We start from the raw sequence: 24,836 nt of genomic DNA, 5'->3' as shown, positions 1-24,836 counted from the left end.
ATGACAAATTCTCACCTTCGCATCCACGGCCTGCGTGCCGGCTACGGCCGGGCCGAGGTGCTGCACGGACTGGACCTGCAGGCCGCCAAGGGCAGCGTCATCACCGTCATTGGCCCCAACGGGGCCGGCAAGTCCACCCTGCTCAACACGCTGATGGGCATACTGCCCGGCCGCGGCGCCATCGAGTTCGAGGGCCAGTCCATCGCCGCACTGACGCTGGAAGACCGCGTCATGCTCGGCATCGCGCTGGTGCCCGAAAAGCGCGAGCTGTTCGGCACCATGCCGGTGGAAGACAACCTGGTGCTGGGCGGCTTTCGCCAGATGCGGCTGGGCAATGCCCAGTGGCGTGACCGCCTGGCCGACGTCTATGACTTGTTTCCGCGCCTGAAAGAGCGGCGCATGCAGCTGGCCGGCACGCTGTCCGGCGGCGAGCGGCAGATGCTGGCGGTCGGCCGCTCGCTGATGTCACGCCCCAGCCTCTTGATGCTTGACGAGCCCAGCCTGGGCCTGGCGCCACTGGTGGTGCGCGAGATTTTTTCCATCATCACCGAGTTGCGCAAGACCGGCGTCACCATCGTTCTGGTCGAGCAGAACGCACGCGCCGCGCTGGCCGTGGCCGATTACGGCTATGTGCTGGAAATGGGCGAGCTAAGCCTGCATGGCCCGGCCGCCGAGCTGGCCGAAGATCCGCGCGTGATCGACACCTACCTGGGCGCTGCCCGCAAGAAAGAGGAGGACATCAAGATGCCGTCCGCATGAACCAAGCCTTCACCCCATTTTTTAACGCCGCCCTCAAGCGCCCGCGACCGTTTTCCCGTTTCCCCATTTCCCATTCCCCGTCGTCTGCAGGCATCCAGCGCACGGCTGGAGTTGCGCAGGTGGCTCGAATGACCCCGTGCATCCTTTCAATCATTATTACGACGAGACCAGCATGAAAATTTCAACCCTTATCGCCCTGACAGGCCTGGCAGCCACAGGCGCAGTGCAAGCGCAAAGCAGTGTCACCCTTTACGGCATGGTGGACGCGGGTGTTGAGTATGTGACCCATGTGGCGCCGGCCGGCGGCTCCCTCACGCGCATGCCTTCGAACACCGGCATCCTGCCCTCGCGCTTCGGGCTGCGCGGCAGGGAAGACCTGGGCGGCGGCCTGAGCGCGGTTTACACGCTTGAGATGGGTTTTGCGCCCGACACCGGCGCTTCGGGACAAGGCGGCCGGCTGTTCGGACGGCAATCGACGGTGGGCCTGAGCGGCGACTGGGGTGCGGTCACGCTGGGCCGCCAGTGGACCATGCTGTTCTGGTCGCTGCTTGATTCGGACCTCGTCGGCCCCAGCATCTATGGCCTGGGCTCGCTGGACAGCTACATCCCCAATTCGCGCATCGACAACTCGATCGCGTACAAGGGGAAATTCAGCGACTTCACCGTGGGCGCCACCTACAGCGCCGGTCGTGACACCGTCAATGCCGGCCCATCGCCTGCCGGAACCAATTGCCCGGGTGAAAGCGGAGCCGACTCCAAAGCCTGCCGCGAGTGGTCGGCCCTGGTGAAGTACGACACCAAGACCTGGGGCGCCGCGCTGGCTTACGACGAAATGAATGGCCGCACGCCTGCCAGCGCGACCGATGTGGTGCTGCCTGCCGGCTTGACAAGCAGTTCGAAATCCGACTCCCGACTGATGGTGAACGGCTACGTGAACCTTGCCGCTTTGAAAATTGGCGGTGGCCTCATCCGCCGTAAAAACGAAGGTAGCGTGACGCGCCCCAAAAGCGACCTGTGGTACATCGCAGCGGCTTACCCGCTGACTTCGGCCTGGACGATTGACGGAACTGTCGCCAAGCTGAGCTACAAGAACTTCGATAACGCTGACTCCACGCTGCTGGCGGTGCGGTCCCTGTACAAGCTGTCCAAACGCACGACCCTGTACGCTCAAATCGGCACGATCCGCAACGACAGCCTGGCCAATGTTTCTGTCAGCGGCGGCGCACCGGGCAGCAACCCCGCCCTGGGTGGATCGCAGACCGGGACGATGGTGGGCATCAACCACACGTTCTAACGACATCCATCAGGAGACAAGACCATGACGACACGCCGCAACTTCAGCCGCGCCCTGGGTGGCGCGGCCGCCCTGGCCAGCCTGGGCCTGCCGTTTTCGGCCCGCGCCCAGGCGACGCCGGAATTCGCCAGAATCCTCGTCGGCTTTCCCGCTGGCGGCACCACGGATGCGCTCTCGCGCCGTATTGCCGACAAACTGCGCGGCCAGTACGCGACCAACGTCATGGTCGAGAACAAGCCCGGCGCTGGCGGCCAGATCGCCATCACCGCGCTCAAGGACGGCCCGGCTGACGGCAGCACGCTGCTGCTCACGCCTTCGTCCATGCTGTCGATTTATCCGTTCACCTATCCCCGGCTGCCTTACCGGCTGGAGGACCTGGCGCCGGTGTCGGTGGCCTGTTTCTTCAGCCACGGCTTGGGCGTCGGCCCGGCCGTGCCCGCCACCGTGAAGAGCCTGAAGGATTTCCTGGCCTGGACCAAGGCCAACCCGGACAAGGCCAACTACGGCTCGCCGGCAGCGGGCTCGATGCCGCATCTGGTCGCCGCGCTACTGGGCAAGCTCACTGGCGCCGACCTCAAGCACATTCCCTACCGCGGCTCCGCGCCAGGGATTCAGGATTTGCTGGGCGGGCAGATATCGGCCATGTCGTCCCCCGTGGGCGATTTTTTGCCCTACCTCAAGACCGGAAAACTGCGCCTGCTGGCGGTATCGGGCAAAACGCGCAACCCGTTCGCCCCCGACGTGTCCACCTACCGCGAGCAGGGCTACCCGCTCACCATGCGCGAATGGTACGGTTTTTTCCTGCCGGGCAGGGCCAGCGCGCAGACGGTGCGCCGCGCCGCCGCCTACCTGCCGCCGGCACTGGGACAGCCCGACGTGATCAGCAGCCTGGCGCAGGTGGGCATGGAAGTGCAATCCTCCTCGCCCGAGCAACTGGCCGACTGGCTCAAGGCCGACGCCGAGGAATGGCGCCGCCTGATCAAGCAAGTGGGCTTCACGGCCGAATCCTGATGCCTGCCTGGCCCGCCCACGATCCCTCCGAAGGACGGGAAAATTTTCACCTCCACCCCAGTCAGCGGGACAGCTTCGCTGCACTGACTCTCTAACCTGATTGCAAGCCCAGCCTCCATGAACACCTACCAACCTTCCGCCGCCGCCGCATCGTTCATGCTGTTCGATGTGCTGCGCGCCCAGGACACCCTGGGCCAGCTGCCCGCTCTGGCCGAATCGGCCGACACTGACCTGATGCGCCAGGTGCTGGAAGAGGCCGGCAAGTTCGTCGGCGAAGTGGTGGCGCCGCTGAACCGAGACGGCGACGAAATCGGCGCCCGCTTCAAGGACGGCGCCGTGACCATGCCGCCGGGGTTTCGGGCCGCCTACCAGGCCTTCTGGCAGGCAGGCTGGCCCGCCCTGTCCGGCGCGCCTGAAGATGGCGGCCAGGGCCTGCCGGTCGTGCTGGAAATGGTGCTCTACGAATGGCTGAGCGCCGCCAACCACGGCTGGACCATGGCGCCCGGCCTGTTGCATGGCGCCTACGAGTGCATCAAGCACCACGCGTCCAGCGAACTGAAAGCCCGCTACCTGGATAAAGTGGCGAGTGGCGAATGGCTCGCGACCATGTGCCTGACCGAACCCCATGCCGGCAGCGACCTGGGCCTGGCCAGCACCCGGGCCGTGCCGCAGCCGGACGGCAGCTTCCAGATCAGCGGCACCAAGATATTCATCTCGGGCGGCGAACATGACCTGAGCGACAACATCGTGCATCTGGTGCTGGCCCGCCTGCCGGACAGCCCGCCCGGCCCCAGGGGCCTGTCGCTGTTCCTGGTGCCCAAGTTCTACGAGGACGGCAGCCGCAGCGCGGTGTTCTGCGAGCGCGTTGAAGAAAAAATGGGCCTGCACGGCAGCCCGACCTGCGTGATGCGCTTTGATCAGGCCACCGGCTGGCTGGTGGGCGAGCAGGGCAAGGGACTGAACGCGATGTTCCTGATGATGAACGCGGCGCGCCTGCATGTGGCCCTGCAGGGGGTCGGCCTGCTCGATGCCGCCTGGCAAAAGGCCGATGCCTATGCGCAGGAGCGCCGGCAGATGCGTGCGCCGGGTCCGCGCGACCCGTCGCACGCCGCCGACCTGATCATCCGGCACCCGGCCGTGCAGCGCCTGCTCGACACCCAGCGCGCCTGGGTCGATGCCGGACGCTTGCTGGCCTACCAGACGGCCATTGAACTGGATGTGGCCAGACACCACCCGGACCCTGCGCGCCGCCAGCAGGCCAGCCAGTGGTGCGCGCTGGTCACCCCGGTGCTCAAGGCCAGCTGGACCGACCAAGCCTTTCACGGCAGCAGCGACTGCCTGCAGGTCTTTGGCGGCCATGGCTATGTGCGCGAGTGGGGGATTGAGCAGATCGTGCGCGACTCGCGCGTGGCCATGATTTATGAAGGCACCAACGAAATCCAGGCGCAAGACCTGCTGTTTCGCAAGGTGTTGACCGACCAGGGCAGGGGCCTGGGTGCCGTGCTCAATGGACTGCAAGCCGATCTGCAGGATGGCAACTCGGCATCGGCTCAACGCACGCAAGAAGGTTTTGCCCGCTTGCGTGATCTTCTGGCCGCCATCGAGTCCAGCGGCGGCGCTGCGCCGGAAAAGCTTTACCCGGTTGCCGGTGATTTTTTGCGCGCAACGACGATTGCATTGATGGCTTGGGCCTGGAGCCGCCTGGACGCGGCCGGTACGCCTGGGAACGGTAGCCAGGCGTTCGTTCGCTGGGTATGGCCCGAGCTGGCCATGCGCCACGGCATGGTCCTGGAGGCCCTCAAGGCATGAAGCGCCCCGGCTATGATGGCGGTTCCACCCTCATCCGGCCTTATTTGTCAGGCACCATGGCCGAAAAATCGATCACCCAGGCACTGCGCAACCCGACCCCTGTCCGCCAGCCAGCGCGAACAGCGAAGGCGCCCGTTCAGGCCGGCGAGGCCGCAGATCGGATGGACACGTCCTTTCTGGAAACCCTGATCGGTTACAACGCCCGTCGCGCCGCGCTTGTGGTGATTGCAGAATTCCTGCCGCGAATGGCGCAATTCGGCCTGCGTCCGGTCGAGTTTTCGGTCCTCACGCTCATCGGCCACAACCCGGGAATCACTTCACGCCAGTTGTGCGCCACCCTGGACATCCTGCCGCCCAACCTGGTCGGCATGATCAAGCACCTGGAAAAGCTCGGCATGCTGGAAAAACGCGATCACCCGACCGACCGCCGCGCGCAAGGCCTGCATCTGACCGAAACGGGAAAGGCCACGCTCCCATTGGCCGAGCAGACGGCCAGTGCGATTGAAATCGATGCCACCTCGCGCTTGAGCCAAGCCGAGCGCAAAACCCTGATAAGTCTGTTGCGCAAGGTCTATCTTCCGGCCGCCTGAGTGGCAAGCTTGAAAAGTTTCAAGAATTTTAGTGCATTTGCGCAAGTGCAGCATGCATGGTTAGCTATGTTTTAAATAGCAATGAGGCGAGATGAAAATCTTGCCAATGCGTGCGCAGCCCGGCAATCCACGGTGTTTTCAGCACGCCTGCGGGCTCATGCCAAAACCGAATTTAGACACGCGGTTTTCTTCGTTGGCGGGCGGGCCGGTTCCTTCTATCGTCGCAGGTAAAACCCGCTACTTGCAGCGCTTTACCTGAAGGAATTTTCATGAGTGTCCAGTTCATCGGCATGATCCAGCCCGGCGAGGTGTCCGAAACCTTTGCCCGCACCGGCCCGGCGGTCGATCCGGCCTATGTGCGCGTGTTTGCCCAGGCACACGAACACGCCGGATTTGACCGCATCCTGGTGCCGGCCAGCGCTTCGAGTCCCGACACGCTGCTGACGGTGGCCTACGCCGCTTCAAGCACGCAAAAGATCGGCTTCCTGCTGGCCCACCGGCCCGGCTTCGTGGCGCCCACGCTCGCTGCGCGGCAACTGGCCACGCTGGACCACTACACCGGCGGGCGCGTGGCGGTTCACTACATCACCGGCGGCTCCGACGAAGACCAGCAGCGCGACGGCGATTTCCTCGGCCATGACGAGCGCTACGCCCGCACCGGTGAATACCTGGGCCTGCTGCGCCGCGTCTGGACGGAAAAGAAACCCTTTGACCACGAAGGCGCTTACTACCGCGTCAAGGGTGCATGGTCCGAGGTCAAGCCGCTGCAGGCGCCGTATGTGCCGATCTACTTTGGCGGCGCCTCGGCCCCGGCGCTGCAGGTGGCGGGCCAGCATGCCGATGTCTATGCGCTGTGGGGCGAGTCGCTGGCGCAGGCCGGCGACCTGGTGCGCCGCGTGCGCGCCGAAGCCGCCCGGCATGGCCGGACCGTTGAATTCAGCATCTCATTTCGCCCCATCCTGGGCGCGACCGAGGACCAAGCCTGGGCCAGGGCCGACCAGATCCTGGAGCAAACCCGCCGCCTGCGCGTTGACCAGGGCTTTGCCAGGGGTGGTGCGCTGCAAAGCGAAGGCGCGCGCCGGCTGCTGGCCGACGCCGCCAGGGGCGACCGCGTGGACGAGCGGCTGTGGACCGCGATTGCGCGCGAAACCGGCGGCCGCTCCAACACCACGTCGCTGGTGGGCACGCCCGAGCAGGTGGCCGACGCGCTGCTGAAGTACTACGACCTGGGCATCACCACCTTTTTGATTCGCGGCTTCGACCCGTTGCTGGACACGATTGCCTACGGCCGCGACCTGCTGCCGCTGGTGCGCCGCAAGGTCGCCGAGCGCGAGCAGCGCGCCCGGGCTGCGGCGCTCAAGGCGGCGTGATTAGCCTTTCTTTCCTGATCGCTCCTGTCTCTGCATCGCCTCTGAAAGCCTGCCATGTCCGCTGTCCTGTCACCTTCTTCTCTCACGCTTGTCAGCAACCCGAATCCGCAGCGCAAGGACTGGTTCGACGAAGTGCCCGCGCGCCCGACGCTGGAGGCTGAGCGCCGCTACCGCAAGGAGCGCCTGGCGGTGGCCTTTCGCCTGTTTGCCCAAGTGGGACTGAGCCACGGCCTGGCCGGCCACATCACGGCGCGCGACCCGGAGTGGACTGACCATTTCTGGGTCAACCCATTTGGCCTGCATTTTTCACAGATCAAGGTATCCGACTTGCTGCTCGTCAATGCGCAAGGTGAAATCGTGGTGGGCGAGGGGCCGCTGAACCGCGCCGCCTTTGCCATCCACGCCGCGCTGCACGAGGCGCGGCCCGACATCGTGTCGGCCGCCCACACCCATTCCACCTATGGCAAGGCCTGGTCCACGCTGGGCCGCACGCTGGAGCCGCTGACGCAGGACGCGTGCGTGTTCTACGGCGATCATGCGTTGTTTGACGACTTCACCGGCGTGGTGCTCGAAACCGACGAGGGTTTTCGCATCGGCAAGGCGCTGGGCCCGCGCAAGGCGGTGATCCTGAAAAACCACGGCATCCTGACGGTAGGTCCGACGGTGGAGTCGGCCGCCTGGTGGTACATCGCGCTGGAAAACGCCTGCCAGACGCAGTTGCTGGCCGAAGCCGCCGGCACGCCGATCCCGATTTCGCCCGAGGTGGCGGCGCTGACGCATTCGCAGATCGGCAAGCCGGGCGGCGCGCATTTTGCGTTCAAGAGCCTGTACGACGTGCTGGTGCGCCAGCAGCCCGAGGTGCTGCAGTGAACGCGCCGCTGACCTGGGGCCAGGCGGCGCGCACGCTGGCGGCAGAGTTTGCCGCCCGCGCCGCCGGGCATGACCGCGATGCCAGCTTTCCGTTCGAGAACTTCACCCAGTTGCACGAAGCCGGCCTGCTGGCGCTGGCCGCGCCGCGCGAGCTGGGCGGGCAAGGCGCCACGCTGGAGCAGCTGGGCGAGGTCATAGGCGCCATCGGCCAGGGCGACCCGGCCACGGCGCTGGTGCTGGTCATGCAGTACATCCAGCACCGCAGCATGGGCCGGCCCGGCAGGGTCTGGCCGGTGGAGGTGGCGCGCCGGCTGGTGCGCGAGTCCAGCGAGGGCGTGTCGCTGATCAATTCGCTGCGGGTCGAGCCCGAACTGGGCTCGCCCGCGCGCGGCGGCCTGCCGGCCACGGTGGCGCGCCGCACCGCCGAGGGCTGGCGCCTGTCGGGGCACAAGATTTACTCGACCGGCGCGCCCATCCTCAAGTGGTATGCGGTGTGGGCGCGCACCGACGAGGCCGAGCCGCGAATGGGCACCTTTCTGGTCCACGCCGGTCTGCCGGGCATCCGCATTGTCGAAACCTGGGACCACCTGGGCCTGCGCGCCAGCGGCAGCCATGACATCACCTTCGAGGATGTCCTGATCGAGCCTGAATACGCGCTGGACCTGCGCCAGCCGCACGACTGGACCGGCGGCGACCCGTCGCTGCAGGGTGACATGACGGTACTGATGGGCGCGCTCTACACCGGCGTGGCCCGCGCCGCGCGCGACTGGGTGGTTGACTTTTTGCGCCAGCGCAAGCCGGCCAGCCTGGGCGCGGCGCTGTCCACCTTGCCGCGCGCGCAGGAAATCGTCGGTACCATCGAAGCGCTGCTGCTGGCCAACGACCGGCTCATAGCCAGCCTGGCGCGCGACATTGACGCCGGCGTGGCCGTGCCGGCGGTGGACAGCGGCCTGATCAAGTCCATCGCCACCAACAACGCCGTGCGGGCGGTCGAGGCCGCGCTGTCGCTGAGCAGCAACCACGGCCTGGCGCGCAAGAACCCGCTGGAGCGCCACCTGCGCGACGTGCTGTGCGGGCGCATCCACACGCCGCAGGACGACAGCGTGCACATTGCCGCCGGGCGCCGTGCGCTGGGCGTCTGAATTTTTAACCCCTATCTACCAAGCCTGACTCACACACCATGCAACGACGCCAATTCCACAGCCTTTTGTCAGCCTCCGTCGCAGCGACTTTTTTGTCGCCGGTACTCACCCATGCCCAGCCTCGACCGCTGCTGCGCGCGGGGGACCAGAAAGGCGGTCTGAGGGCGCTTCTCGAAGCTGCCGGCGAGCTTAAAAATATCGCCTATGACATCAAGTGGTCGGAGTTTCCAGCCGCTGCGCCGCTCGCCGAGGCTTTGAATGCCGACGCGGTTGATTTTGGCCCGATTGGTGACGCGCCTCTGCTGTTCACGCTTGCGGCAGGCAGCCGGGTCAAGGCGTTTGCCGCCAATCGCTCGGATGCCTATGGCACGGCCATCCTGGTGGCGCCCAACTCGCCCCTCAAGGGCGCCGCCAGCCTCAAGGGCAAGATTGTGGCGACCAACCGGGGGTCGATCGGCCACTTCGTGACGCTCAAGGCGCTGGCTTCGGTCGGGCTCAAGCAGGACGACATTGATTTGCGCTTCCTGCCGCCGCCGGATGCCAAGCTGGCCCTGACCCAGGGCTCGGTCGATGCCTGGGCCACCTGGGAGCCCTACACCGCACTGGCCGAAACCGGCGGCCATGCGAAGGTGCTGGTCAACGGACGCGGGCTGTGGAGCGGGCTGAGTTTCCTGGCCGCCACGGAATCGGCGCTTCGCGACAAGCGTGGCATCCTGCAGGACTTCAAGCTGCGCGTCGCGCGGGCGCAGGTGTGGTCGTATCAGCATCCGGCCGAATTTGGTGCGGCACTGGCCAGGATCATCGGCATTCCGGCAGAAGCGGCCCGCCTGCAGTTCGAGCGCCGCGCCACACGCTGGCAGGACATCGACAGCCAGGTCGTCGCCGACCAGCAGCGAACCGCCGACTTCTACCTGGACGCAGGCCTGGTCAAGCAGCGGCTGGATGTGCGGGGCACATTCGACACCCGTTTTTCGGTGGCAGCTTGACCGGCGCGGCTGCTCATTTTGTGCTGGTCTGGGAGGGCGGTTGATCAGCGACATGGGCGCCAGCCTGCTGCGCAGGCGAATCGAAAGTTTGCAACGAAAGTTGCAGACTTTTTCGTTTTGGACGTTCCAGCATCAAGTGAAGGAAAGGGCGGTGAATGCTATTCTGACCTCAGTATGAACAAAGCCTTCACCAAAGAAACCGACTCTGACGACGAGGACGACACGCCGATCCTCGGCCAGTCTGTGAGCGGGAAAAACTACATCACGCCTCAAGGCTACAACCGTCTGCGGGTGGAATTGCTCAATCTGATTGACAGCGAACGGCCCAAAGTCGTGGATATCGTCCACTGGGCGGCCAGCAATGGCGATCGATCAGAAAATGGCGACTACCTCTATGGCAAAAAACGGCTCCGCGAGATTGACCGGCGCATCCGTTTTCTGACGAAAAGGCTGGAAATCGCTGAAATAAGCAATCCTTGCGTCCACCATGGCAATGACCAGGTGTTTTTTGGCGCCACGGTCACCTATGGCGATGACGAGGGGCTTGAGCGGACCGTGACCATTTTGGGCGTTGATGAAGCTATCAGTGCAATCGGACAGATCAGCTGGATTTCGCCGGTGGCCAGCGCACTTCTCAAGGCAAGGGTAGGCGATGAAGTCACCCTTGTCACGCCCCAGGGAACGCAACTCCTTGAAGTACTGAAAGTTGACTATCCCAAGGGCTGACACAGCGGCTGGCTGAACCCGGCCCCCAAAGCGGCTGCAGGCAAAATTCGGCCATTCGAAAAATAGCGCGTAAAACCGAATGAAAAGCGTGCGCCATTCAAGCGCCTGCCTTGACCCGTTGCACCCGAAGCACCGCTTGCGTGCGCCTGACATTGCGCATCGCTGCAGCCAGGTGAATACGGTCGCGTACAGCCACGGTAAATCTCAGGTCGGTTGCACCGTTTGCAGGCTCATGCCCCATGTCCACATGGGTAATGTCAACTTCCGCACCGGCAAGGGCAGTTGCCACTTTTGCCAGTACCCCTTTGCCATTCGAAACCGTCACCATCAGATTGGTTTCAAACGTGCGGGCGGGTTCATCTGACCAGTCAACCGCAATGAACCGTTCGCTGTCGCGTTGCTGCAGGCGCTTGGCCACGACACAGTCGTCGGTATGGACAAAAAGTCCTTCGCCCCGCCCCAGATAGCCCACGATTCCATCACCGGGAATCGGGCTGCAGCATCGCGCAAACTGGACTGAACTGCCTTCGTTGCCATCCAGCACCAGGCCACCTTGTGAGACCGACTCGTGCGGAATGTAGCGTTCCCGGCTCATCAGCAAGGCATCGGGTTTTTCACCATCTTCGGCGAGAAAAGTCACAATGCGTTTGGCAATCATGCTGGCGATGCGCTTGCCCATGCCAATGTCGGTCAGCAACTCGGCGCGTGAACGGTTGCCCGTAAAACGCAGGATTTTTTCCCACTTGGCGTGATGCGCTCCGTCATCCGCTGAAAGGCGTTGCCGGTCTATGCCTTCGGCCCGCAATGCCTGAGCCAGCATTTTTTCACCCAGTTCTTGCGACTCCGTGAGTGCCATGCTCTTGAGATAGTGCCGGATCTTCGAGCGAGCCTTGCCGGTTCGAACGAATCCCAGCCAGGCCGGATTGGGCGTGGAAACGGGAGAGGTGATGACTTCTATGACATCGCCGTTAAGCAGTTCGGTACGCAGCGTGACCTGTTCGCCATTGACCTTGGCCGCAATCGCATGGTGGCCCACATCGCTGTGAATGGCGTAGGCGAAGTCCACGATGGTGGCGCCACGCGGCATCGCCATGATCTGGCTTTTGGGGGTGAAGACATAAACCGCCTCTGGAAACAGGTCAATCTTGACATGGTCCCAAAATTCGGCCGCATCATGGGTTTCCTGCTGGATATCGAGCAATGACTGCAGCCATTTGGTTCCCAGCCGCTGCGAGGTGTCGCTGTTCGGATCAGACGCCTTGTACAGCCAGTGGGCCGCCACGCCCGCCTCTGCCACGACATGCATGGCATCGGTACGCATCTGGAATTCGATGTTGGTTCCGAAAGGCCCGACCAGCGTGGTGTGCAGCGACTGGTAGCCGTTGACCTTGGGAATGGCGATGTAGTCCTTGAACTTGCCCGGCAAGGGCTTGTAGAGCTGGTGAAGGATGCCCATGGCGCTGTAGCAGGCCGTCACGTCCTGCAGGATCACCCGAAAACCGTAAAGATCAGTGACCTGTGCAAAAGAAAAATGCTTCTGGTCCATCTTGTGGTAAATCGAGTACAGCGTTTTCTCGCGTCCATAGACCCGAACCGCAATCTGTGCAGTGGCGAAGGCTGCCTCGACTTCGGATTGCACGCGCTTGATGACGTCGCGCCTGCGGCCCCGCGCCCGCGTCAGGGCTTTGGTCAGGATGGCATAGCGCCACGGATGCAGATGCTGAAATGATCGGTCCTGCAACTCGCGATAGGTCGAGTTCAGGCCCAGGCGGTGCGCAATCGGCGCGTAAATATCCAGCGTTTCACTGGCGATTCTTTTCCATTTGGAGCGCGGCGCATCGCTCAGCGTTCGCATGTTGTGCATGCGGTCTGCCAGCTTGATCAGAATGACGCGGACGTCGCGCGCCATGGCCAGCAACATCTTGCGAAAAGACTCCGCCTGATTTTCTTCCCGGGTGTTGAACTCCAGCTTTTCCAGCTTGGTCAGGCCATCCACCAGCTCAGCCACGGGTGCGCCAAAGCGCTCGATCAGTTCCGGTTTGGTGACTGCGCAGTCCTCAATGGCATCGTGCAGCAGCGCCGCCATCAGGGCCTGGGCATCGAGCTTCCATTCGGCGCACTGCTGGGCCACTGCGATGGGATGGGTAATATAGGGCTCGCCACTGTTTCTCAGTTGTCCAAGATGGGCCTGATCGGCGAAGCGGTAGGCCTGGCGGACATGTTCAATGTCTGCAGCACTCAGGTAGTCGAGTTTGGCGGTCAACGCGGCAAAACTGGCCGCCGCAGCGTTGGCTGCTGCGGGTGTTGGCTTGCGGGGAACGACGGACGTCGGCATTGCATTCATACCTCAAATGTAGCGCGACCTGAAAAAAGCCGATAAAAGACGGATTTTGAACCCTTTGAAAATGAAAAAAGCACCTTCGCAGGTGCTTTTTTCTGGGATTTCCTGATTTTAATTGGGGACTTTTTTCAGCATTTCCAGGCCGACCTTGCCTGCCGCAATCTCTCGCAGGGCGGTAACCGCGGGCTTGTTCTTGCTTTCAATCCTGGCGGCATGACCCTGGCTGAGCATGCGCGCACGGTAAGTGGCTGCCAAGACCAGCTGAAAGCGGTTCGGGATTTTTTCCAGGCAATCTTCGACAGTGATGCGGGCCATGATGTTCTTTCAGATGATCGGTGACTTAGGGAATGTGAAGCGCCTTGAAGGTGTCGGCTCTGGCGCGTCGCTGGGCTGAGTATTTCAGGCGCTGGGCATGAACAATGGTCTTCAGGTCGAAAACTGCCCGCTCAAACAACTCGTTAATTATAACGAAGTCAAATTTTTGCGCCTGTGCCATCTCGATGGCCGCATTCTGCAGCCGCAGCTCGATCACCTCCGCGCTGTCTTCGCCGCGCCGCTGCAGGCGTGAACGCAACTCTTCCCAGCTCGGGGGAAGGATGAAAATGAGCACGGCATTGGCAAAAATCCGCTTGATGTTGATGGCGCCCTGGAAATCAATTTCCAGAATCACATCGGCGCCATGAGCGACCCGCTCTTCAATGGTGTGGCGCGACGTGCCGTAGCGGTGTCCGTGAACATGCGCCCATTCCAGAAAGGAATCCCGCCTGACCATGCTGTCAAACTCTTCCGGCGAAAGAAAAAAGTACTCCCGGCCATGCTTTTCCTGTCCGCGCGGGGGGCGGGTGGTATGGGAAACCGCAGGCTGGATGGCGGAATCGAGTTCCATCAGGGCTTTGACCAGACTGGACTTGCCAGCCCCGCTGGGTGCGGCTACAACAAAGAGATTTCCGGGATAGTCCATACTTGACGAGCGTTATTTGCTATTAATTTAGGAGTTTTAGACAGGTTCGGCGTTACTCGATGTTCTGGACCTGCTCGCGAATTTGCTCGATCAATACTTTCATATCAACAGAAACACGCGTCAGTTCCAGCGAGGCTGACTTGGAGCCCAGGGTATTGGCCTCGCGGTGAAGTTCCTGAATCAGGAAGTCCAGGCGCTTGCCCAGTTCGCCGCCGCTGGCCAGCAAGCGGTCGATTTCATCCAGATGCGATGCCAGGCGGGTGATTTCTTCGGCCACGTCGATCCGGATGGCAAAGGCGGTCGCTTCGGTCAGTGCCCGGTCCTGGGCAATTTCAGGAAGCACGTTGCTGCTTCCCAGCGCCAAAGCTTCTTTCCAGCGTTCCAGGAAGCGGTTTTTTTGCTGCTCGACCAGCTTGGGAACCATGGGCACCGCCGATTCCGCCAGCGTGCGCAGCTGCGCGGTACGGTCGAGCAGCATGAGGGCCAGCCGCGCGCCTTCGCGCTCGCGGGCAGACATCAGCTCATTCACCGTCTGCCGGGCCAGTTGAAGCAGCTCCTCGCTGTGGTCGTGCGGCTTTTTGTCTTCATTGGTGGCGATGCGCAGAACATCGGCCACGCTGAGCGGCGCGGCCTGCGGCAACCATGACTTGATGCTGTCCTCCAGCGAACCGAGCCGCTGCAAGGTCGCGGGGGAAGGCGCGCGCAGGTTGCTGGCCGCCGCGCTTTCCAGCGAAACCCGCACCTCCACCTTGCCGCGCTTGAGCTTGCCGGTCAGCAGCTCGCGCAACGCCGGCTCAATCTGGCGCAACTCATCGGGCAGGCGAAACGCCAGGTCCAGAAACCGGCTGTTGACCGAACGGATTTCAACGCCCAGCCGCAAACTGGTGTCGCGTGCCGGTTCCGTCTCGTTTGTCGCTTGCGCCGTGCTGGATTGCAGGCTTGCATAGCCCGTCATGCTGTAAACTGACATTAGCTTTTTACGCCTTACTAAAGAGAGAAAAGACTGGGTGATTCATCGCCCGGCCCCCAAGAATTATGTCCAAGGTCAAGCCTTCATCCCTGCCGCCTGACACTGTCATCGGAGGCTACCGCGTTGTGCGAAAGCTTTCGGCGGGTGGATTCGGTGTAGTTTACTTGGCCGTTGACAACGAGGGCCAGCAGTTCGCCATCAAGGAGTACTTGCCGTCCTCTCTGGCCAGCCGGGCGGTGGGCGAGTTGCTGCCGCAGGTTCTGCCGGAAAAGCTTTCGCTCTACCGTCTGGGCCTCAAGAGTTTTTTTGAGGAAGGCCGTTCGCTGGCCCAGATTTCGCATGGCTCGGTGGTGAGCGTGCTGAATTTCTTTCGCGAGAACGAAACCGTTTACATGGTCATGAACTACCTGGAGGGTGGAACCCTGCAGGATTTCATCATCACGGCGCGCGACCTGAAAAAACCCAAGGTATTCCGCGAATCGACCATTCGCTCGCTGTTTGACGAAATCCTGCGCGGACTGCGCATCGTGCACCAGCACAAGATGCTGCACCTGGACATCAAACCGGCCAACATCTTCATCACCGATGACAACCGGGCCGTGATGATCGACTTTGGCGCAGCCCGCGAGGTGCTGAGCAAAGAGGGCAATTTCATCCGGCCGATGTACACCCCCGGCTTTGCAGCGCCCGAAATGTACCGGCGCGATTCTTCGATGGGCCCCTGGACCGACATCTATGCCATCGGCGCCTGCATGTACGCCAGCATGCAGGGCTATCCGCCCAATGATGCGCCGCAGCGCCTCGAAAAAGACCGGCTGTCGCTGGCCTTGTCCAGGCTGCGCGGCGTGTATTCCGACAACCTGATTGAAGTCGTTGAATGGTGCATGTCGCTCGATCCGCTGTCGCGGCCGCAGTCCGTGTTTGCCCTGCAAAAAGAACTGAGCCGGGAAAGCGAGCGTCACTACACCAAGCTCACTGTCAGCGAAAGGGTTCGCCTGCAGTTTGACAGCGTGGTGTCCGATACCAAGAAAACGGTACGCAAAGCCAACGCATTCGGAACCCGCTCCAAATGAAATTCTCGGTTTTCCAGCTCAGCCGCATCGGAGGCAGGGCCATGAACGAAGACCGCATGGGCCACTGCTACACGCGCGAATCGGGGCTGTTTGTGCTGGCCGACGGAATGGGTGGCCATCCTGAGGGGGAGGTCGCGGCCCAGCTGGCACTGGATACGATTTGCGCCCTTTACCAGAAAGAGGCCAAACCGACGCTTCAGGACCCGGCGGATTTTCTTTCCAATGCGCTGCTGGCGGCGCATCACCAGATCGTTCGCCATGCGTCCCAAAAAGGCATGCTCGACACCCCGCGCACGACGCTGGTTGCCGCTGTGGTGCAAGGCACCAGCGCCACCTGGGTGCATTGTGGCGATTCGCGTCTTTATATCGTGCGCGATGGCGAGTTGCTGCTGCGCACCCGGGATCACTCCTTCCTTGAGCAGGAGCGGTCCGGATTCACCGAGTTCGCGCCTGTCAACCGCAATATCCTGTTCACCTGCCTGGGCTCGCCCAGCAAGCCCATTCTGGATATTGCGGGTCCGCTTCCACTGCTGCAGGGCGACAAGCTGATGCTGTGCTCCGACGGTTTGTGGGGCAGCCTGAGCGATGCTGAAATCGTCCAGCAGCTGACTGACAACAGCGTTTCGCAGGCTGTTCCGCAACTGGTTGACAATGCCCTGCGCGCCGGCGGCGAGCACAGCGACAACGTGACGGTTCTGGCGATGGAATGGGAAACACCGGAGGTGTTTGCGCCTACCCGTGACAGCGCCGACAGCGCCATGGAAGGTGTTTTTGCCTCCACCCTGCAAGCCGGCCTGTACGACAGCCCGACCGATGACCTTGATGAGGCCATGATCGAGCGCTCCATCGCTGAAATCAATGCGGCCATACGCCGTTCAGCGGCCAAAAAAGCCTGATTGACGCTGCCGGGCCTGGCCGAAAGCGGCATCCGGGAACGGGTGGCGCTGCAAAATAATTCACTATCAAATTAATAGCTGCTTAGGCATGTGTAACAAGCGCAAAAGCCCTATTTCATCATGAAAATCGTACTCGCATCGAACAACCCGGGCAAGCTTGCCGAACTGCAGGCCCTGCTGGCGCCGCTGGGCCTTGAGTTGCTGAGCCAGGCCGAACTGGGCATTCCCGAAGCTGAAGAGCCTTTTCGCACCTTTGTTGAAAATGCGCTGGCCAAGGCGCGCCATGCGTCAGCGCTCAGCGGCCTGCCGGCGCTGGCCGACGATGCCGGCCTGTGCGTGGACGCCTTTGGCGGCCTGCCGGGCGTGGACACGGCGTTTTATGCCACCCAGTTTGGTTACGCCAAGGGCGACGACAACAATGTCAAGGCCTTGCTGGAGCAGATGGCGCACCTGACGCAGCCCGGGCAACGCCGCGCCGCCCTGGTCAGCACGCTGGTGGCGGTGCGCTCGGCCGATGACCCGGAGCCCTTGATCGCCAGCGGACGGGCAGCCGGCGAAATTGCCCTGCAGCCGGTGGGTAGCAACGGCTTTGGCTTTGACCCGGTGATGTTCATTCCCGAGTTTGGCCAGACCTTCGCACAACTGCCCGTCAGCGTGAAAAACGCCAACAGCCACCGTGGCAAGGCCACGGCCCAGATGATTGCGCTGCTGCGTGAACGCTGGCTGTAAATTGCACTCGAACCCTTCATGACCCAACACGACGTTCAGCACTACATGCGCAGCGGCACGCTGCAACTCGCGGCCCTGCCGCCACTGTCGCTGTATGTACACCTGCCCTGGTGCATCAGGAAATGCCCGTACTGCGATTTCAATTCGCATGAAATGCCGGGCGAACTGCCCGAGCAGCGCTACATCGATGCGCTGGTGGCCGACCTGGAGGCGTCGCTGCCGCTGGTCTGGGGCCGCACGGTGCACAGCATCTTCATTGGCGGCGGCACGCCCAGCCTGTTTTCGCCGCAGGCCATCGACCGCCTGCTGGGCGACATCCGCGCGCGGCTGCGGCTGGAGGCCGACTGCGAAATCACGCTCGAAGCCAACCCCGGCACGTTCGAGAAAGACCGTTTCAAGGCTTTTCGCAGCGCCGGGGTGAACCGCCTGTCCATCGGCGTGCAGAGTTTTGACGATGTTCACCTCAAGGCCCTGGGCCGGGTGCATGACCGCGCCCAGGCGATTGCGGCGGTGGAGGAGGCGGCGCAGGCCTTCGATACCTTCAACCTCGACATCATGTACGCGCTGCCCGGCCAGACGCTGGAGAACCAGGCGCAGGACATGCGGCAGGCGCTGGCGATGCAGCCGCCGCACATCTCGATTTACCACCTGACGATTGAGCCCAACACCTACTTTGCCAAGTTTCCGCCGGTGATCCCAGAGGAAGACACGGCCTACGCCATGCTCGACCAGATCACCGAGATGACCGAAGGCGCAGGCCTGCAGCGCTACGAAGTGTCGGCCTACGCCAAACCCGGCCATCGCTGCTTTCACAACCTCAACTACTGGCAGTTTGGCGATTACCTGGGCATCGGCGCTGGCGCGCACAGCAAGCTCAGCTTTGCCCATCGGGTGGTGCGCCAGGTGCGCGCGCGCGAGCCCCGTCTGTACATGGACAAAGCGCTGGCTGGGAATGCGGTGGCGCAGGAAACGGAAGTCAGCCGTGCCGATCTGCCGTTTGAATTCATGCTCAATGCCCTGCGGCTGAAGGACGGGTTCAAGCTGCAGGACTTCGCCGAAAAGACGGGACTGCCGTTCACCGCGATTCAAAAAGGGCTGGAAGAGGCCGAGCGCAAGGGCCTCATCGAGCGCGATTTTGTCCACGCCAAGCCGACCGAGCGCGGCTTTGATTTTTTGAACGACCTGCAGTCGCTGTTTCTGGCGGACTGAGGGACTGACTGGCGGCACGCAGCATGGAAATGGAAACTTCGAGCATTGTTCTTTTGGGAGTCAGCTGCGCGGTGAGCTTCGGACTGGGGCGAATCTTTGTGCATTTTCGCGACAAGAAGCGCAAAAGCGAGCAGGAGCGGGCGAAGGAACGGGCCGCGCAAGCCCTGCGCGAGCAGCCGCCCGAGGCCGAATCCAGAAACAAGGGAAAACGCAGGCGGCAGCTTCAGCAGCTTGAACAGCGTGAGCAGCTTGAGAAGAAGCCGGGAAGCCGGCCGCGCTGATCACTCCTTGCCTGCGTGAACTGCCTACTCGCTCGGGCCGGGCAGCACCGCATCGGCGGTGGCGCCGATGGCCGATCCGGCGATGCGCGCCGTGCCGATGACGGCGCTGGCCGCCAGCCCGACGGTGCCAATCGCCACCGAGGCCACGGTATCGACGGCGGTGACCACGGCGCATCCCGGCAATGCCAGTGCCGACAGGCTGATGAGCACCGAGGCGCTCAGGCGGGTGCAAAAGTGAGACAAGGGTGTCATGGGCAGGCTTTGGGTGGCTGTCGGGAAGGGCTTCAGTGAATCCGCATGCCCGGCGTCGCGCCCGACAGCGGCTCCAGCACATAAATGCCGGGGTTGGATTTTTCGTCGGCATGGCTGGCGGCCAGCACCATGCCTTCGCTGATCCCGAACTTCATCTTGCGCGGCGCCAGGTTGGCGACCAGCACGGTGTGCTTGCCGATCAGGTCTGCGGGCTGGTAGCTGGAGGCAATGCCGCTGAAGACATTGCGCATCCGGCCTTCGCCGGCGTCCAGCGTCAGGCGCAGCAGCTTGGTCGAGCCGTCCACGGCTTCGCAATTCACGATTTTTGCGATGCGCAGATCGACCTTGGCGAAGTCGTCGATGGTGATGGCGGGCGCGATGTCCTCGCCGCCGGGTGCTACGGTTTCGATAGCTGCTTGCGCAGGTGGGTCTTGCGCGGGAGGCTCGAACAGTGCATCAAGTTGCTTGATATCGACGCGCTGCATGAGGTGCTTGTAGTCGCCGATGGGGTGGCCGTTGCCGAGGCTGGCGGCGGCATCCGCAAAGGTCAGCGGGCGGGTGTTCAGGAAGGCCTCAACCTGCGCGGCCAGCGCGGGCAGCACGGGTTTGAGGTACAGCGTCAGCAGGCGGAAGGCCTCGATGCAGACGGTGCAGACATCATGCAGGCGCGATTCCATGCCTTCCTTCTTGGCCAGTTCCCACGGCTTGTTCTGGTCCACGTAGGCGTTGACCTGGTCGGCCAGCAACATCACCTCACGCTGGGCCTTGGCATATTCGCGGGATTCATACAGCTGGCTGATGGCTTCGGACTGGCTGCGCAGATTGGTCAGCAGCGCTGTGCCATCGGCCGACACTTCGCCCAGCTGGCCGGCAAAGCGCTTGCTGATGAAGCCCGCCGCCCGGCTCGCGATGTTAATGAACTTGCCCACCAGATCGCTGTTCACCCGCGCCATGAAGTCATCGGCGTTGAAGTCAATGTCCTCGTTGCGCGCATTGAGCTTGGCGGCCAGGTAGTAGCGCAGCCATTCGGGGTTCATGCCCAGGCTCAGGTACTTGAGCGGGTCCAGGCCGGTGCCTCGGCTCTTGCTCATCTTTTCGCCGTTGTTCACCGTCAGAAAGCCGTGGACAAAGATGTTGTCCGGCGTCTTGCGGCCGCTGAAATGCAGCATCGCCGGCCAGAACAGGGTGTGGAAAGTGACGATGTCCTTGCCGATGAAGTGGTACTGCTCCAGCTTTGGGTCGGCCATGTAGTCGTCGTAGCTTTCGCCGCGCTTGTCGAGCAGGTTCTTGAGTGACGCCAGGTAGCCGACCGGCGCGTCCAGCCAGACATAAAAATACTTGCCCGGCGCATCGGGAATCTCGATGCCGAAATAGGGCGCGTCGCGGCTGATGTCCCAGTCGCCCAGGCCTTCGCTCTGCGTGCCGTCAGCATTCTCGCGGACTGAAAACCATTCCTTGACCTTGTTGGCCACCTCGGGCTGCAGCTTTCCGTCCTGCGTCCAGTTTTCCAGGAATTCGACGCAGCGCGCATCCGACAGCTTGAAGAAGAAGTGCTCGGAGCTTTTCAAGACCGGCGTCACGCCCGACAGCGCCGAGTAGGGCTTGATCAGGTCGGTTGGCGCATACACCGCGCCGCAGACCTCGCAGTTGTCGCCGTACTGGTCCTTGGCATGGCATTTCGGGCATTCGCCCTTGATGAAGCGGTCGGGCAGGAACATGTTCTTCTCGGCGTCGAAGAACTGCTCGATGGTGCGCGTCTCGATCAGCGAGCCTTGCGGGTTGTCCCGCAGGTCGCGGTAGATCTGCCGGGCCAGCTCGTGGTTTTCCGGCGAGTCGGTCGAACTCCAGTTGTCAAAGCTGATGTGAAAGCCGTCTAAATACGGCTTGCGGCCGGCGGCGATGTCGGCCACGAACTGCTGCGGCGTCTTGCCGGCTTTTTCGGCGGCGATCATGATGGGCGCGCCGTGGGCGTCGTCGGCGCCGACGAAATTCACCGCGTTGCCCTGCATGCGTTGATAGCGCACCCATATGTCGGCCTGGATGTATTCCATGATGTGGCCGATGTGGAAGTTGCCGTTGGCGTAGGGCAGGGCGGTGGTGACGAAAAGGCGGCGCTGGGACATGGTGGAGTGCTTTGGTGAGGCTAGCCGGCGATTTTAAGTCGGGCCGGCCAGCGGCTGTGCTGGCGGCCTGAAATCGCCAGTCCTGCGCAGTCCTTGCTTGCGCTTGATTTTGATCAACCAGCCCCATGAATGCCCCGTATCCGCAAGGCGGCCGCATGCCTATACTGAATTTCAGCCTGCACCGCCCAATGACCGGGGAATGCCCATGGATGCCAAAGATGCCAAGTTGCCCGCGCTTCCCGATGGCGTGATTGCCCTCGTGCCGATGCGCAATGTCGTGCTGTTTCCGAACACGCTGGTGCCCATCACCGTCGGCCGCCCCAAGTCGATTGCGGCGGTCCAGCATGCCAAGAACACCGGCGACCTGCTGGGCATCGTGATGCAGCGCGACGAAAAGGACGATGACCCGGGGCGCGACGCGCTGTGCGATGTCGGGACCACCGCCAAGGTGGTGCAGCAGGTCGGCACGGACGAGCAGCTGCGCCACGCCCTGTGCCAGGGCGTGAAACGCTTTCGCATTCAATCCATGGTCGAGGGTTATCCTTTCCTGGCCGCCCGCGTGCAGTTTATTGAAGATCCGGCCGAGCCTTCCACGCAGGCCGAGGCGCTGGGCCTGCAGCTGCGCGAGCGGGCCGCCGAGATCCTCTCGCTGCTGCCGGGGGCGCCGGCCGAGCTGGCGCATACGCTGCAGGCCGTGCGCTCGCCCTCGCACATGGCCGATGTCGTCGCCAGCCTGCTCGATGCCGAATTGAGCGAAAAGCAGCTGCTGCTGGAAACCGCCAACACCGAGGAGCGGCTGCAAAAAGTGCTGCAGATGCTGACCCACCGCATCGAGGTGCTGCGGCTGTCGCAGGAAATCGGCGAGCGCACCAAGGAGCAGATCGACGACACGCAGCGTAAATACATGCTGCGCCAGCAACTCAAGACCATCCAGAAGGAACTGGGCGAGGACGACGGCACCAGCGAGGACATTGCCCAGCTCGGCGAACTGATCGCCAAGGCGGGCATGCCGGCCGATGTAGAGGCCCAGGCGCGCAAGGAGCTTTCACGCCTGCAGCGGATGCCGGATGCGTCCAGCGAATACTCGATGCTGCGCACCTACCTGGAGTGGATGACCGAGCTGCCGTGGACCGTGCCGCAAGCCAGCCCGATTGACCTGACCGAGGCGCGCCGCATCCTGGAGGCCGACCACTACGGCCTGGAGCGCATCAAGCAGCGCATCGTCGAATACCTGGCGGTGCAAAAGCTCAACCCCGAGGGGCGCGCGCCGATTCTGTGCTTTGTCGGGCCGCCGGGCGTGGGCAAGACCTCGCTGGGCCAGAGCATCGCGCATGCGCTGGGGCGGCCTTTCGTGCGGGTTTCGCTGGGCGGCGTGCATGACGAGGCCGAGATTCGCGGCCACCGCCGCACTTATATAGGCGCCATGCCGGGCATGATCGTGCAAAACCTGCGCAAGGCCGGCGCCCGCCACTGCGTGATGATGCTCGACGAGATCGACAAGCTCTCGCCCAGCGCCCACGGCGACCCGTCGGCCGCGCTGCTCGAAGTGCTGGACCCCGAGCAGAACTCGACCTTCCGGGACAACTACCTGGGCGTGCCGTTTGACCTGAGCCGGGTGGTCTTCCTGGCGACGGCCAATGTCATCGACCAGGTGCCCGCCGCGGTGCGCGACCGCATGGAAGTCATTGAACTGCCGGGCTACACGCAGGAAGAAAAGCTGCAGATTGCCCAGCGCTACCTGGTGGGGCGCCAGCGCGAGGCGAACGGCCTGCGTGGTGACCAGTGCGAACTGACCCTAGATGCCCTGCAGGCGCTGGTGGCCGAATACACCCGGGAGGCCGGCGTGCGCCAGCTGGAGCGCGAGATTGGCCGCGTCATGCGGCATGCCGCCGTGCGGATCGCGGACGGCTCGAAGCCACAGGTGCGTGTCGATGCGGCCGACCTGGACGCGATCCTCGGCCCGGCCAGGTTCGAGCACGAAACCGCCTTGCGCAGCAGCATGCCGGGCGTGGCGACCGGGCTGGCCTGGACGCCGGTGGGCGGCGACATTTTGTTCATCGAGGCGACCCGCGTGGCCGGCAGCGGCCGGCTGATTTTGACCGGCCAGCTCGGCGAGGTGATGAAGGAAAGCGCCCAGGCCGCGCTGACGCTGGTAAAGGGGTTTGCCAGCACCCTGCGCGTTCCGGCGGAACGCTTCGAAGGCATCGATGTGCATGTGCATGTGCCGGCCGGCGCGATTCCGAAAGACGGGCCGAGCGCCGGCGTGGCCATGTTCATTGCGCTGGCCTCGCTGTTCACCGATCAGGCGGTCCACCACGACGTCGCCATGACCGGCGAAATCAGCCTGCGCGGCCTGGTGCTGCCGGTGGGCGGCATCAAGGAAAAGGTGCTGGCCGCGCAGCGCGCCGGCGTGCATACCGTGCTGCTGCCCCGGCGCAACGAGAAAGACCTGCGCGACGTGCCCGAATCCACCCGCGAGGCTCTGAAGTTCGTCTGGCTCGACCATGTCGATGACGCCATTCGCGCGGCGCTGGGCGATGCGGCCATGCGGGGCGAGGGCTTCGTGCTGGTGTGAGCCGCCCGTTGGCCGGCGCTGATAGGCCAGGTTCTCGCTGCGGCTGCTGCTGGCGCGCACGATGCGGTAATTGCGCAGGCACTTGACCCATCTCATGTGGGTTACCCCCCGGGATGGGGACACTGCTGAAAAGACAGGATGCGTTATCGGCTTATCGGCTATAGGCTTATCGGAGTTCGGCCATGAAATTACCGCTTCAACTGACCTTCAAGGGCATGGATGCTTCAGCCGCCGTCGAGGAGGCTGCGCACCGCAAGGTGGTGCACCTGGAACGCTTTTACAGCGGCATCACGTCCTGCCGCGTCGTCATCGAACTGCTGCAAAAGCACCAGCACCAGGGTCGGCCGTTCGGCGTGCGGATTGACCTGACCTTGCCGGGCCATGAACTGGTGGTGAACCAGGTTGAGCATGAAGACCTGTACGTCGCCTTGCGCGACGCCTTCGACGACATGACGCGCCAGCTCGAAGAACTCGCCCGGCGCCAGCGCGGCATGCAAAAAGAGCATCCGCATGCCTTGCACGGCGAGGTGGTTCGCCTGGACCACGACGGCGGCTTCGGCTTCATCAGCACGCCCGACGGGGACGAGTATTACTTCAATCACGACAACCTGGCCAATACGCGCTTCGACCAGTTGCGCATCGGCAGCCCGGTCCAGTTCATCGCGCAGGCCGGCGCGCATGGGCCGCAGGCCAAGCGCGTGAGCGTGGGCAAGCACAGTTTCGGCTGAAGCGGGCCGTGCCGGCGGCGCCGGAATCTTTTGAAGGGATGCGGCGGCCCGCCCGGCGAGCTGGGTCGCATTGGCTTAGACTTCGTCTCAAATCCAGGCCGGCCCGGCGCCGGCAACAACCCCCCACAGATTCAATTCGGA

At 63.1% G+C, this 24,836-nt stretch carries 23 protein-coding genes; 17 read left to right on the top strand and 6 right to left on the bottom strand.

All coding sequences use genetic code 11. The features are described 5' to 3' along the window. From ABLV49_RS17025 to greB, 10 genes are all read left to right on the top strand, one after another. Entirely contained in the window at nucleotides 1-759 is a 759-nt protein-coding gene (locus tag ABLV49_RS17025; protein ID WP_349278285.1) for an ABC transporter ATP-binding protein, read from the top strand. Between the two features lie 172 nt (nucleotides 760-931). Then, nucleotides 932-2,053 carry a porin gene (locus ABLV49_RS17020; RefSeq protein WP_349278283.1) on the top strand — a complete coding sequence of 374 codons (1,122 nt, stop codon included), beginning with the start codon at nucleotides 932-934 and terminating at the stop codon, nucleotides 2,051-2,053. Between the two features lie 24 nt (nucleotides 2,054-2,077). Continuing rightward, entirely contained in the window at nucleotides 2,078-3,064 is a 987-nt protein-coding gene (locus ABLV49_RS17015) for a Bug family tripartite tricarboxylate transporter substrate binding protein (protein WP_011800219.1), read from the top strand. Nucleotides 3,065-3,181: 117 nt separating this feature from the next. Next, on the top strand, nucleotides 3,182-4,873 hold the full coding sequence (locus ABLV49_RS17010) for an acyl-CoA dehydrogenase family protein (RefSeq protein WP_349278280.1): 1,692 nt from the start codon (nucleotides 3,182-3,184) through the stop codon (nucleotides 4,871-4,873). Further along, nucleotides 4,870-5,463 carry a MarR family winged helix-turn-helix transcriptional regulator gene (locus ABLV49_RS17005; RefSeq protein ID WP_349278278.1) on the top strand — a complete coding sequence of 198 codons (594 nt, stop codon included), beginning with the start codon at nucleotides 4,870-4,872 and terminating at the stop codon, nucleotides 5,461-5,463. The genes ABLV49_RS17010 and ABLV49_RS17005 overlap by 4 nt, the downstream gene beginning before the upstream one ends. A gap of 269 nt (nucleotides 5,464-5,732) precedes the next feature. Then, the gene (locus tag ABLV49_RS17000) at nucleotides 5,733-6,833 is read left to right on the top strand and encodes an LLM class flavin-dependent oxidoreductase (RefSeq protein WP_349278277.1); all 1,101 of its coding nucleotides are present in this window, start codon (nucleotides 5,733-5,735) and stop codon (nucleotides 6,831-6,833) included. A gap of 54 nt (nucleotides 6,834-6,887) precedes the next feature. After that, nucleotides 6,888-7,703, top strand: a complete 816-nt coding sequence (locus ABLV49_RS16995) for a class II aldolase/adducin family protein (RefSeq protein WP_349278275.1) — start codon at nucleotides 6,888-6,890, stop codon at nucleotides 7,701-7,703. Beyond that, a complete protein-coding gene (locus ABLV49_RS16990) occupies nucleotides 7,700-8,845 on the top strand; it encodes an acyl-CoA dehydrogenase family protein (RefSeq protein ID WP_349278273.1) in 1,146 nt (381 codons plus the stop codon). Before ABLV49_RS16995 ends, ABLV49_RS16990 begins: the two co-directional genes overlap by 4 nt. A gap of 38 nt (nucleotides 8,846-8,883) precedes the next feature. After that, entirely contained in the window at nucleotides 8,884-9,831 is a 948-nt protein-coding gene (locus ABLV49_RS16985) for an ABC transporter substrate-binding protein (protein WP_349278271.1), read from the top strand. 174 nt (nucleotides 9,832-10,005) lie between these two features. Beyond that, a complete protein-coding gene (gene greB, locus ABLV49_RS16980) occupies nucleotides 10,006-10,557 on the top strand; it encodes a transcription elongation factor GreB (RefSeq protein ID WP_349278269.1) in 552 nt (183 codons plus the stop codon). A 97-nt stretch (nucleotides 10,558-10,654) separates the two neighbouring features. Here the strand turns inward: greB and ABLV49_RS16975 are convergent, their stop codons facing one another. From ABLV49_RS16975 to ABLV49_RS16960, 4 genes are all read right to left on the bottom strand, one after another. Continuing rightward, nucleotides 10,655-12,892, bottom strand: coding sequence for a RelA/SpoT family protein (locus ABLV49_RS16975; RefSeq protein WP_415838060.1), 2,238 nt, complete (start codon nucleotides 12,890-12,892; stop codon nucleotides 10,655-10,657). A 117-nt stretch (nucleotides 12,893-13,009) separates the two neighbouring features. Then, nucleotides 13,010-13,213: a DNA-directed RNA polymerase subunit omega gene (rpoZ, locus tag ABLV49_RS16970; protein WP_011800224.1), complete on the bottom strand. Its 204-nt coding sequence runs from the start codon at nucleotides 13,211-13,213 to the stop codon at nucleotides 13,010-13,012. 25 nt (nucleotides 13,214-13,238) lie between these two features. Then, the gene (gene gmk, locus ABLV49_RS16965; protein WP_011800225.1) at nucleotides 13,239-13,859 is read right to left on the bottom strand and encodes a guanylate kinase; all 621 of its coding nucleotides are present in this window, start codon (nucleotides 13,857-13,859) and stop codon (nucleotides 13,239-13,241) included. Between the two features lie 52 nt (nucleotides 13,860-13,911). Next, complete coding sequence (locus ABLV49_RS16960) at nucleotides 13,912-14,829, bottom strand: YicC/YloC family endoribonuclease (protein WP_349278264.1); 918 nt, start codon at nucleotides 14,827-14,829, stop codon at nucleotides 13,912-13,914. A 65-nt stretch (nucleotides 14,830-14,894) separates the two neighbouring features. On the opposite strand from ABLV49_RS16960, the gene ABLV49_RS16955 reads away from it, so the two are divergent. The 5 genes from ABLV49_RS16955 (at nucleotide 14,895) to ABLV49_RS16935 (ending at nucleotide 19,017) form a co-directional block, all read left to right on the top strand. Next, entirely contained in the window at nucleotides 14,895-15,902 is a 1,008-nt protein-coding gene (locus ABLV49_RS16955; protein WP_011800227.1) for a serine/threonine protein kinase, read from the top strand. Beyond that, nucleotides 15,899-16,798 (top strand): PP2C family protein-serine/threonine phosphatase, encoded by a 900-nt coding sequence (locus ABLV49_RS16950; protein WP_349278262.1) that lies wholly within the window; start codon nucleotides 15,899-15,901, stop codon nucleotides 16,796-16,798. The genes ABLV49_RS16955 and ABLV49_RS16950 overlap by 4 nt, the downstream gene beginning before the upstream one ends. 120 nt (nucleotides 16,799-16,918) lie before the next feature. Then, nucleotides 16,919-17,527 carry a non-canonical purine NTP pyrophosphatase gene (locus tag ABLV49_RS16945; RefSeq protein ID WP_349278260.1) on the top strand — a complete coding sequence of 203 codons (609 nt, stop codon included), beginning with the start codon at nucleotides 16,919-16,921 and terminating at the stop codon, nucleotides 17,525-17,527. A gap of 18 nt (nucleotides 17,528-17,545) precedes the next feature. Continuing rightward, nucleotides 17,546-18,736 (top strand): radical SAM family heme chaperone HemW, encoded by a 1,191-nt coding sequence (gene hemW / locus ABLV49_RS16940; RefSeq protein ID WP_349278259.1) that lies wholly within the window; start codon nucleotides 17,546-17,548, stop codon nucleotides 18,734-18,736. Between the two features lie 98 nt (nucleotides 18,737-18,834). Further along, nucleotides 18,835-19,017, top strand: coding sequence for a hypothetical protein (locus ABLV49_RS16935; protein WP_349278257.1), 183 nt, complete (start codon nucleotides 18,835-18,837; stop codon nucleotides 19,015-19,017). 24 nt (nucleotides 19,018-19,041) lie between these two features. On the opposite strand, the gene ABLV49_RS16930 is transcribed toward ABLV49_RS16935, so the two are convergent. Together ABLV49_RS16930 and metG are read right to left on the bottom strand one after the other, a co-directional pair. Next, nucleotides 19,042-19,269, bottom strand: coding sequence for a hypothetical protein (locus tag ABLV49_RS16930; RefSeq protein ID WP_349278255.1), 228 nt, complete (start codon nucleotides 19,267-19,269; stop codon nucleotides 19,042-19,044). Between the two features lie 32 nt (nucleotides 19,270-19,301). After that, a complete protein-coding gene (metG, locus tag ABLV49_RS16925) occupies nucleotides 19,302-21,392 on the bottom strand; it encodes a methionine--tRNA ligase (RefSeq protein WP_349278253.1) in 2,091 nt (696 codons plus the stop codon). Between the two features lie 205 nt (nucleotides 21,393-21,597). On the opposite strand from metG, the gene lon reads away from it, so the two are divergent. Together lon and ABLV49_RS16915 are read left to right on the top strand one after the other, a co-directional pair. Continuing rightward, nucleotides 21,598-23,967: an endopeptidase La gene (gene lon / locus ABLV49_RS16920; protein WP_349278251.1), complete on the top strand. Its 2,370-nt coding sequence runs from the start codon at nucleotides 21,598-21,600 to the stop codon at nucleotides 23,965-23,967. A gap of 182 nt (nucleotides 23,968-24,149) precedes the next feature. Next, nucleotides 24,150-24,695, top strand: a complete 546-nt coding sequence (locus ABLV49_RS16915) for an HPF/RaiA family ribosome-associated protein (protein ID WP_349278249.1) — start codon at nucleotides 24,150-24,152, stop codon at nucleotides 24,693-24,695. The last annotated feature ends 141 nt before the right edge of the window (nucleotides 24,696-24,836 follow it).

The sequence above is a fragment of the Polaromonas hydrogenivorans genome (genome assembly GCF_040105105.1).
Classification (GTDB): Bacteria; Pseudomonadota; Gammaproteobacteria; order Burkholderiales; family Burkholderiaceae_C; genus Polaromonas; species Polaromonas hydrogenivorans.
The sequence above is the reverse complement of the archived record's forward strand: the minus strand, read 5'-3'. Positions and strand labels throughout refer to the sequence as shown.

What these genes read in the sequence shown, in the direction of transcription:
- ABLV49_RS16930 (WP_349278255.1), bottom strand. Translation starts at nt 19,269, where the DNA reads ATGACACCCTTGTCTCACTTTTGCACCCGCCTGAGCGCCTCGGTGCTC.
- ABLV49_RS16995 (WP_349278275.1), top strand. Translation starts at nt 6,888, where the DNA reads ATGTCCGCTGTCCTGTCACCTTCTTCTCTCACGCTTGTCAGCAACCCG.
- ABLV49_RS16975 (WP_415838060.1), bottom strand. Translation starts at nt 12,892, where the DNA reads ATGCCGACGTCCGTCGTTCCCCGCAAGCCAACACCCGCAGCAGCCAAC.
- ABLV49_RS17005 (WP_349278278.1), top strand. Translation starts at nt 4,870, where the DNA reads ATGAAGCGCCCCGGCTATGATGGCGGTTCCACCCTCATCCGGCCTTAT.
- hemW (WP_349278259.1), top strand. Translation starts at nt 17,546, where the DNA reads ATGACCCAACACGACGTTCAGCACTACATGCGCAGCGGCACGCTGCAA.
- ABLV49_RS17000 (WP_349278277.1), top strand. Translation starts at nt 5,733, where the DNA reads ATGAGTGTCCAGTTCATCGGCATGATCCAGCCCGGCGAGGTGTCCGAA.
- greB (WP_349278269.1), top strand. Translation starts at nt 10,006, where the DNA reads ATGAACAAAGCCTTCACCAAAGAAACCGACTCTGACGACGAGGACGAC.
- ABLV49_RS17010 (WP_349278280.1), top strand. Translation starts at nt 3,182, where the DNA reads ATGAACACCTACCAACCTTCCGCCGCCGCCGCATCGTTCATGCTGTTC.
- gmk (WP_011800225.1), bottom strand. Translation starts at nt 13,859, where the DNA reads ATGGACTATCCCGGAAATCTCTTTGTTGTAGCCGCACCCAGCGGGGCT.
- ABLV49_RS17015 (WP_011800219.1), top strand. Translation starts at nt 2,078, where the DNA reads ATGACGACACGCCGCAACTTCAGCCGCGCCCTGGGTGGCGCGGCCGCC.
- ABLV49_RS16985 (WP_349278271.1), top strand. Translation starts at nt 8,884, where the DNA reads ATGCAACGACGCCAATTCCACAGCCTTTTGTCAGCCTCCGTCGCAGCG.
- lon (WP_349278251.1), top strand. Translation starts at nt 21,598, where the DNA reads ATGGATGCCAAAGATGCCAAGTTGCCCGCGCTTCCCGATGGCGTGATT.
- ABLV49_RS16915 (WP_349278249.1), top strand. Translation starts at nt 24,150, where the DNA reads ATGAAATTACCGCTTCAACTGACCTTCAAGGGCATGGATGCTTCAGCC.
- ABLV49_RS17020 (WP_349278283.1), top strand. Translation starts at nt 932, where the DNA reads ATGAAAATTTCAACCCTTATCGCCCTGACAGGCCTGGCAGCCACAGGC.
- metG (WP_349278253.1), bottom strand. Translation starts at nt 21,392, where the DNA reads ATGTCCCAGCGCCGCCTTTTCGTCACCACCGCCCTGCCCTACGCCAAC.
- ABLV49_RS17025 (WP_349278285.1), top strand. Translation starts at nt 1, where the DNA reads ATGACAAATTCTCACCTTCGCATCCACGGCCTGCGTGCCGGCTACGGC.
- ABLV49_RS16950 (WP_349278262.1), top strand. Translation starts at nt 15,899, where the DNA reads ATGAAATTCTCGGTTTTCCAGCTCAGCCGCATCGGAGGCAGGGCCATG.
- ABLV49_RS16955 (WP_011800227.1), top strand. Translation starts at nt 14,895, where the DNA reads ATGTCCAAGGTCAAGCCTTCATCCCTGCCGCCTGACACTGTCATCGGA.
- rpoZ (WP_011800224.1), bottom strand. Translation starts at nt 13,213, where the DNA reads ATGGCCCGCATCACTGTCGAAGATTGCCTGGAAAAAATCCCGAACCGC.
- ABLV49_RS16960 (WP_349278264.1), bottom strand. Translation starts at nt 14,829, where the DNA reads ATGTCAGTTTACAGCATGACGGGCTATGCAAGCCTGCAATCCAGCACG.
- ABLV49_RS16945 (WP_349278260.1), top strand. Translation starts at nt 16,919, where the DNA reads ATGAAAATCGTACTCGCATCGAACAACCCGGGCAAGCTTGCCGAACTG.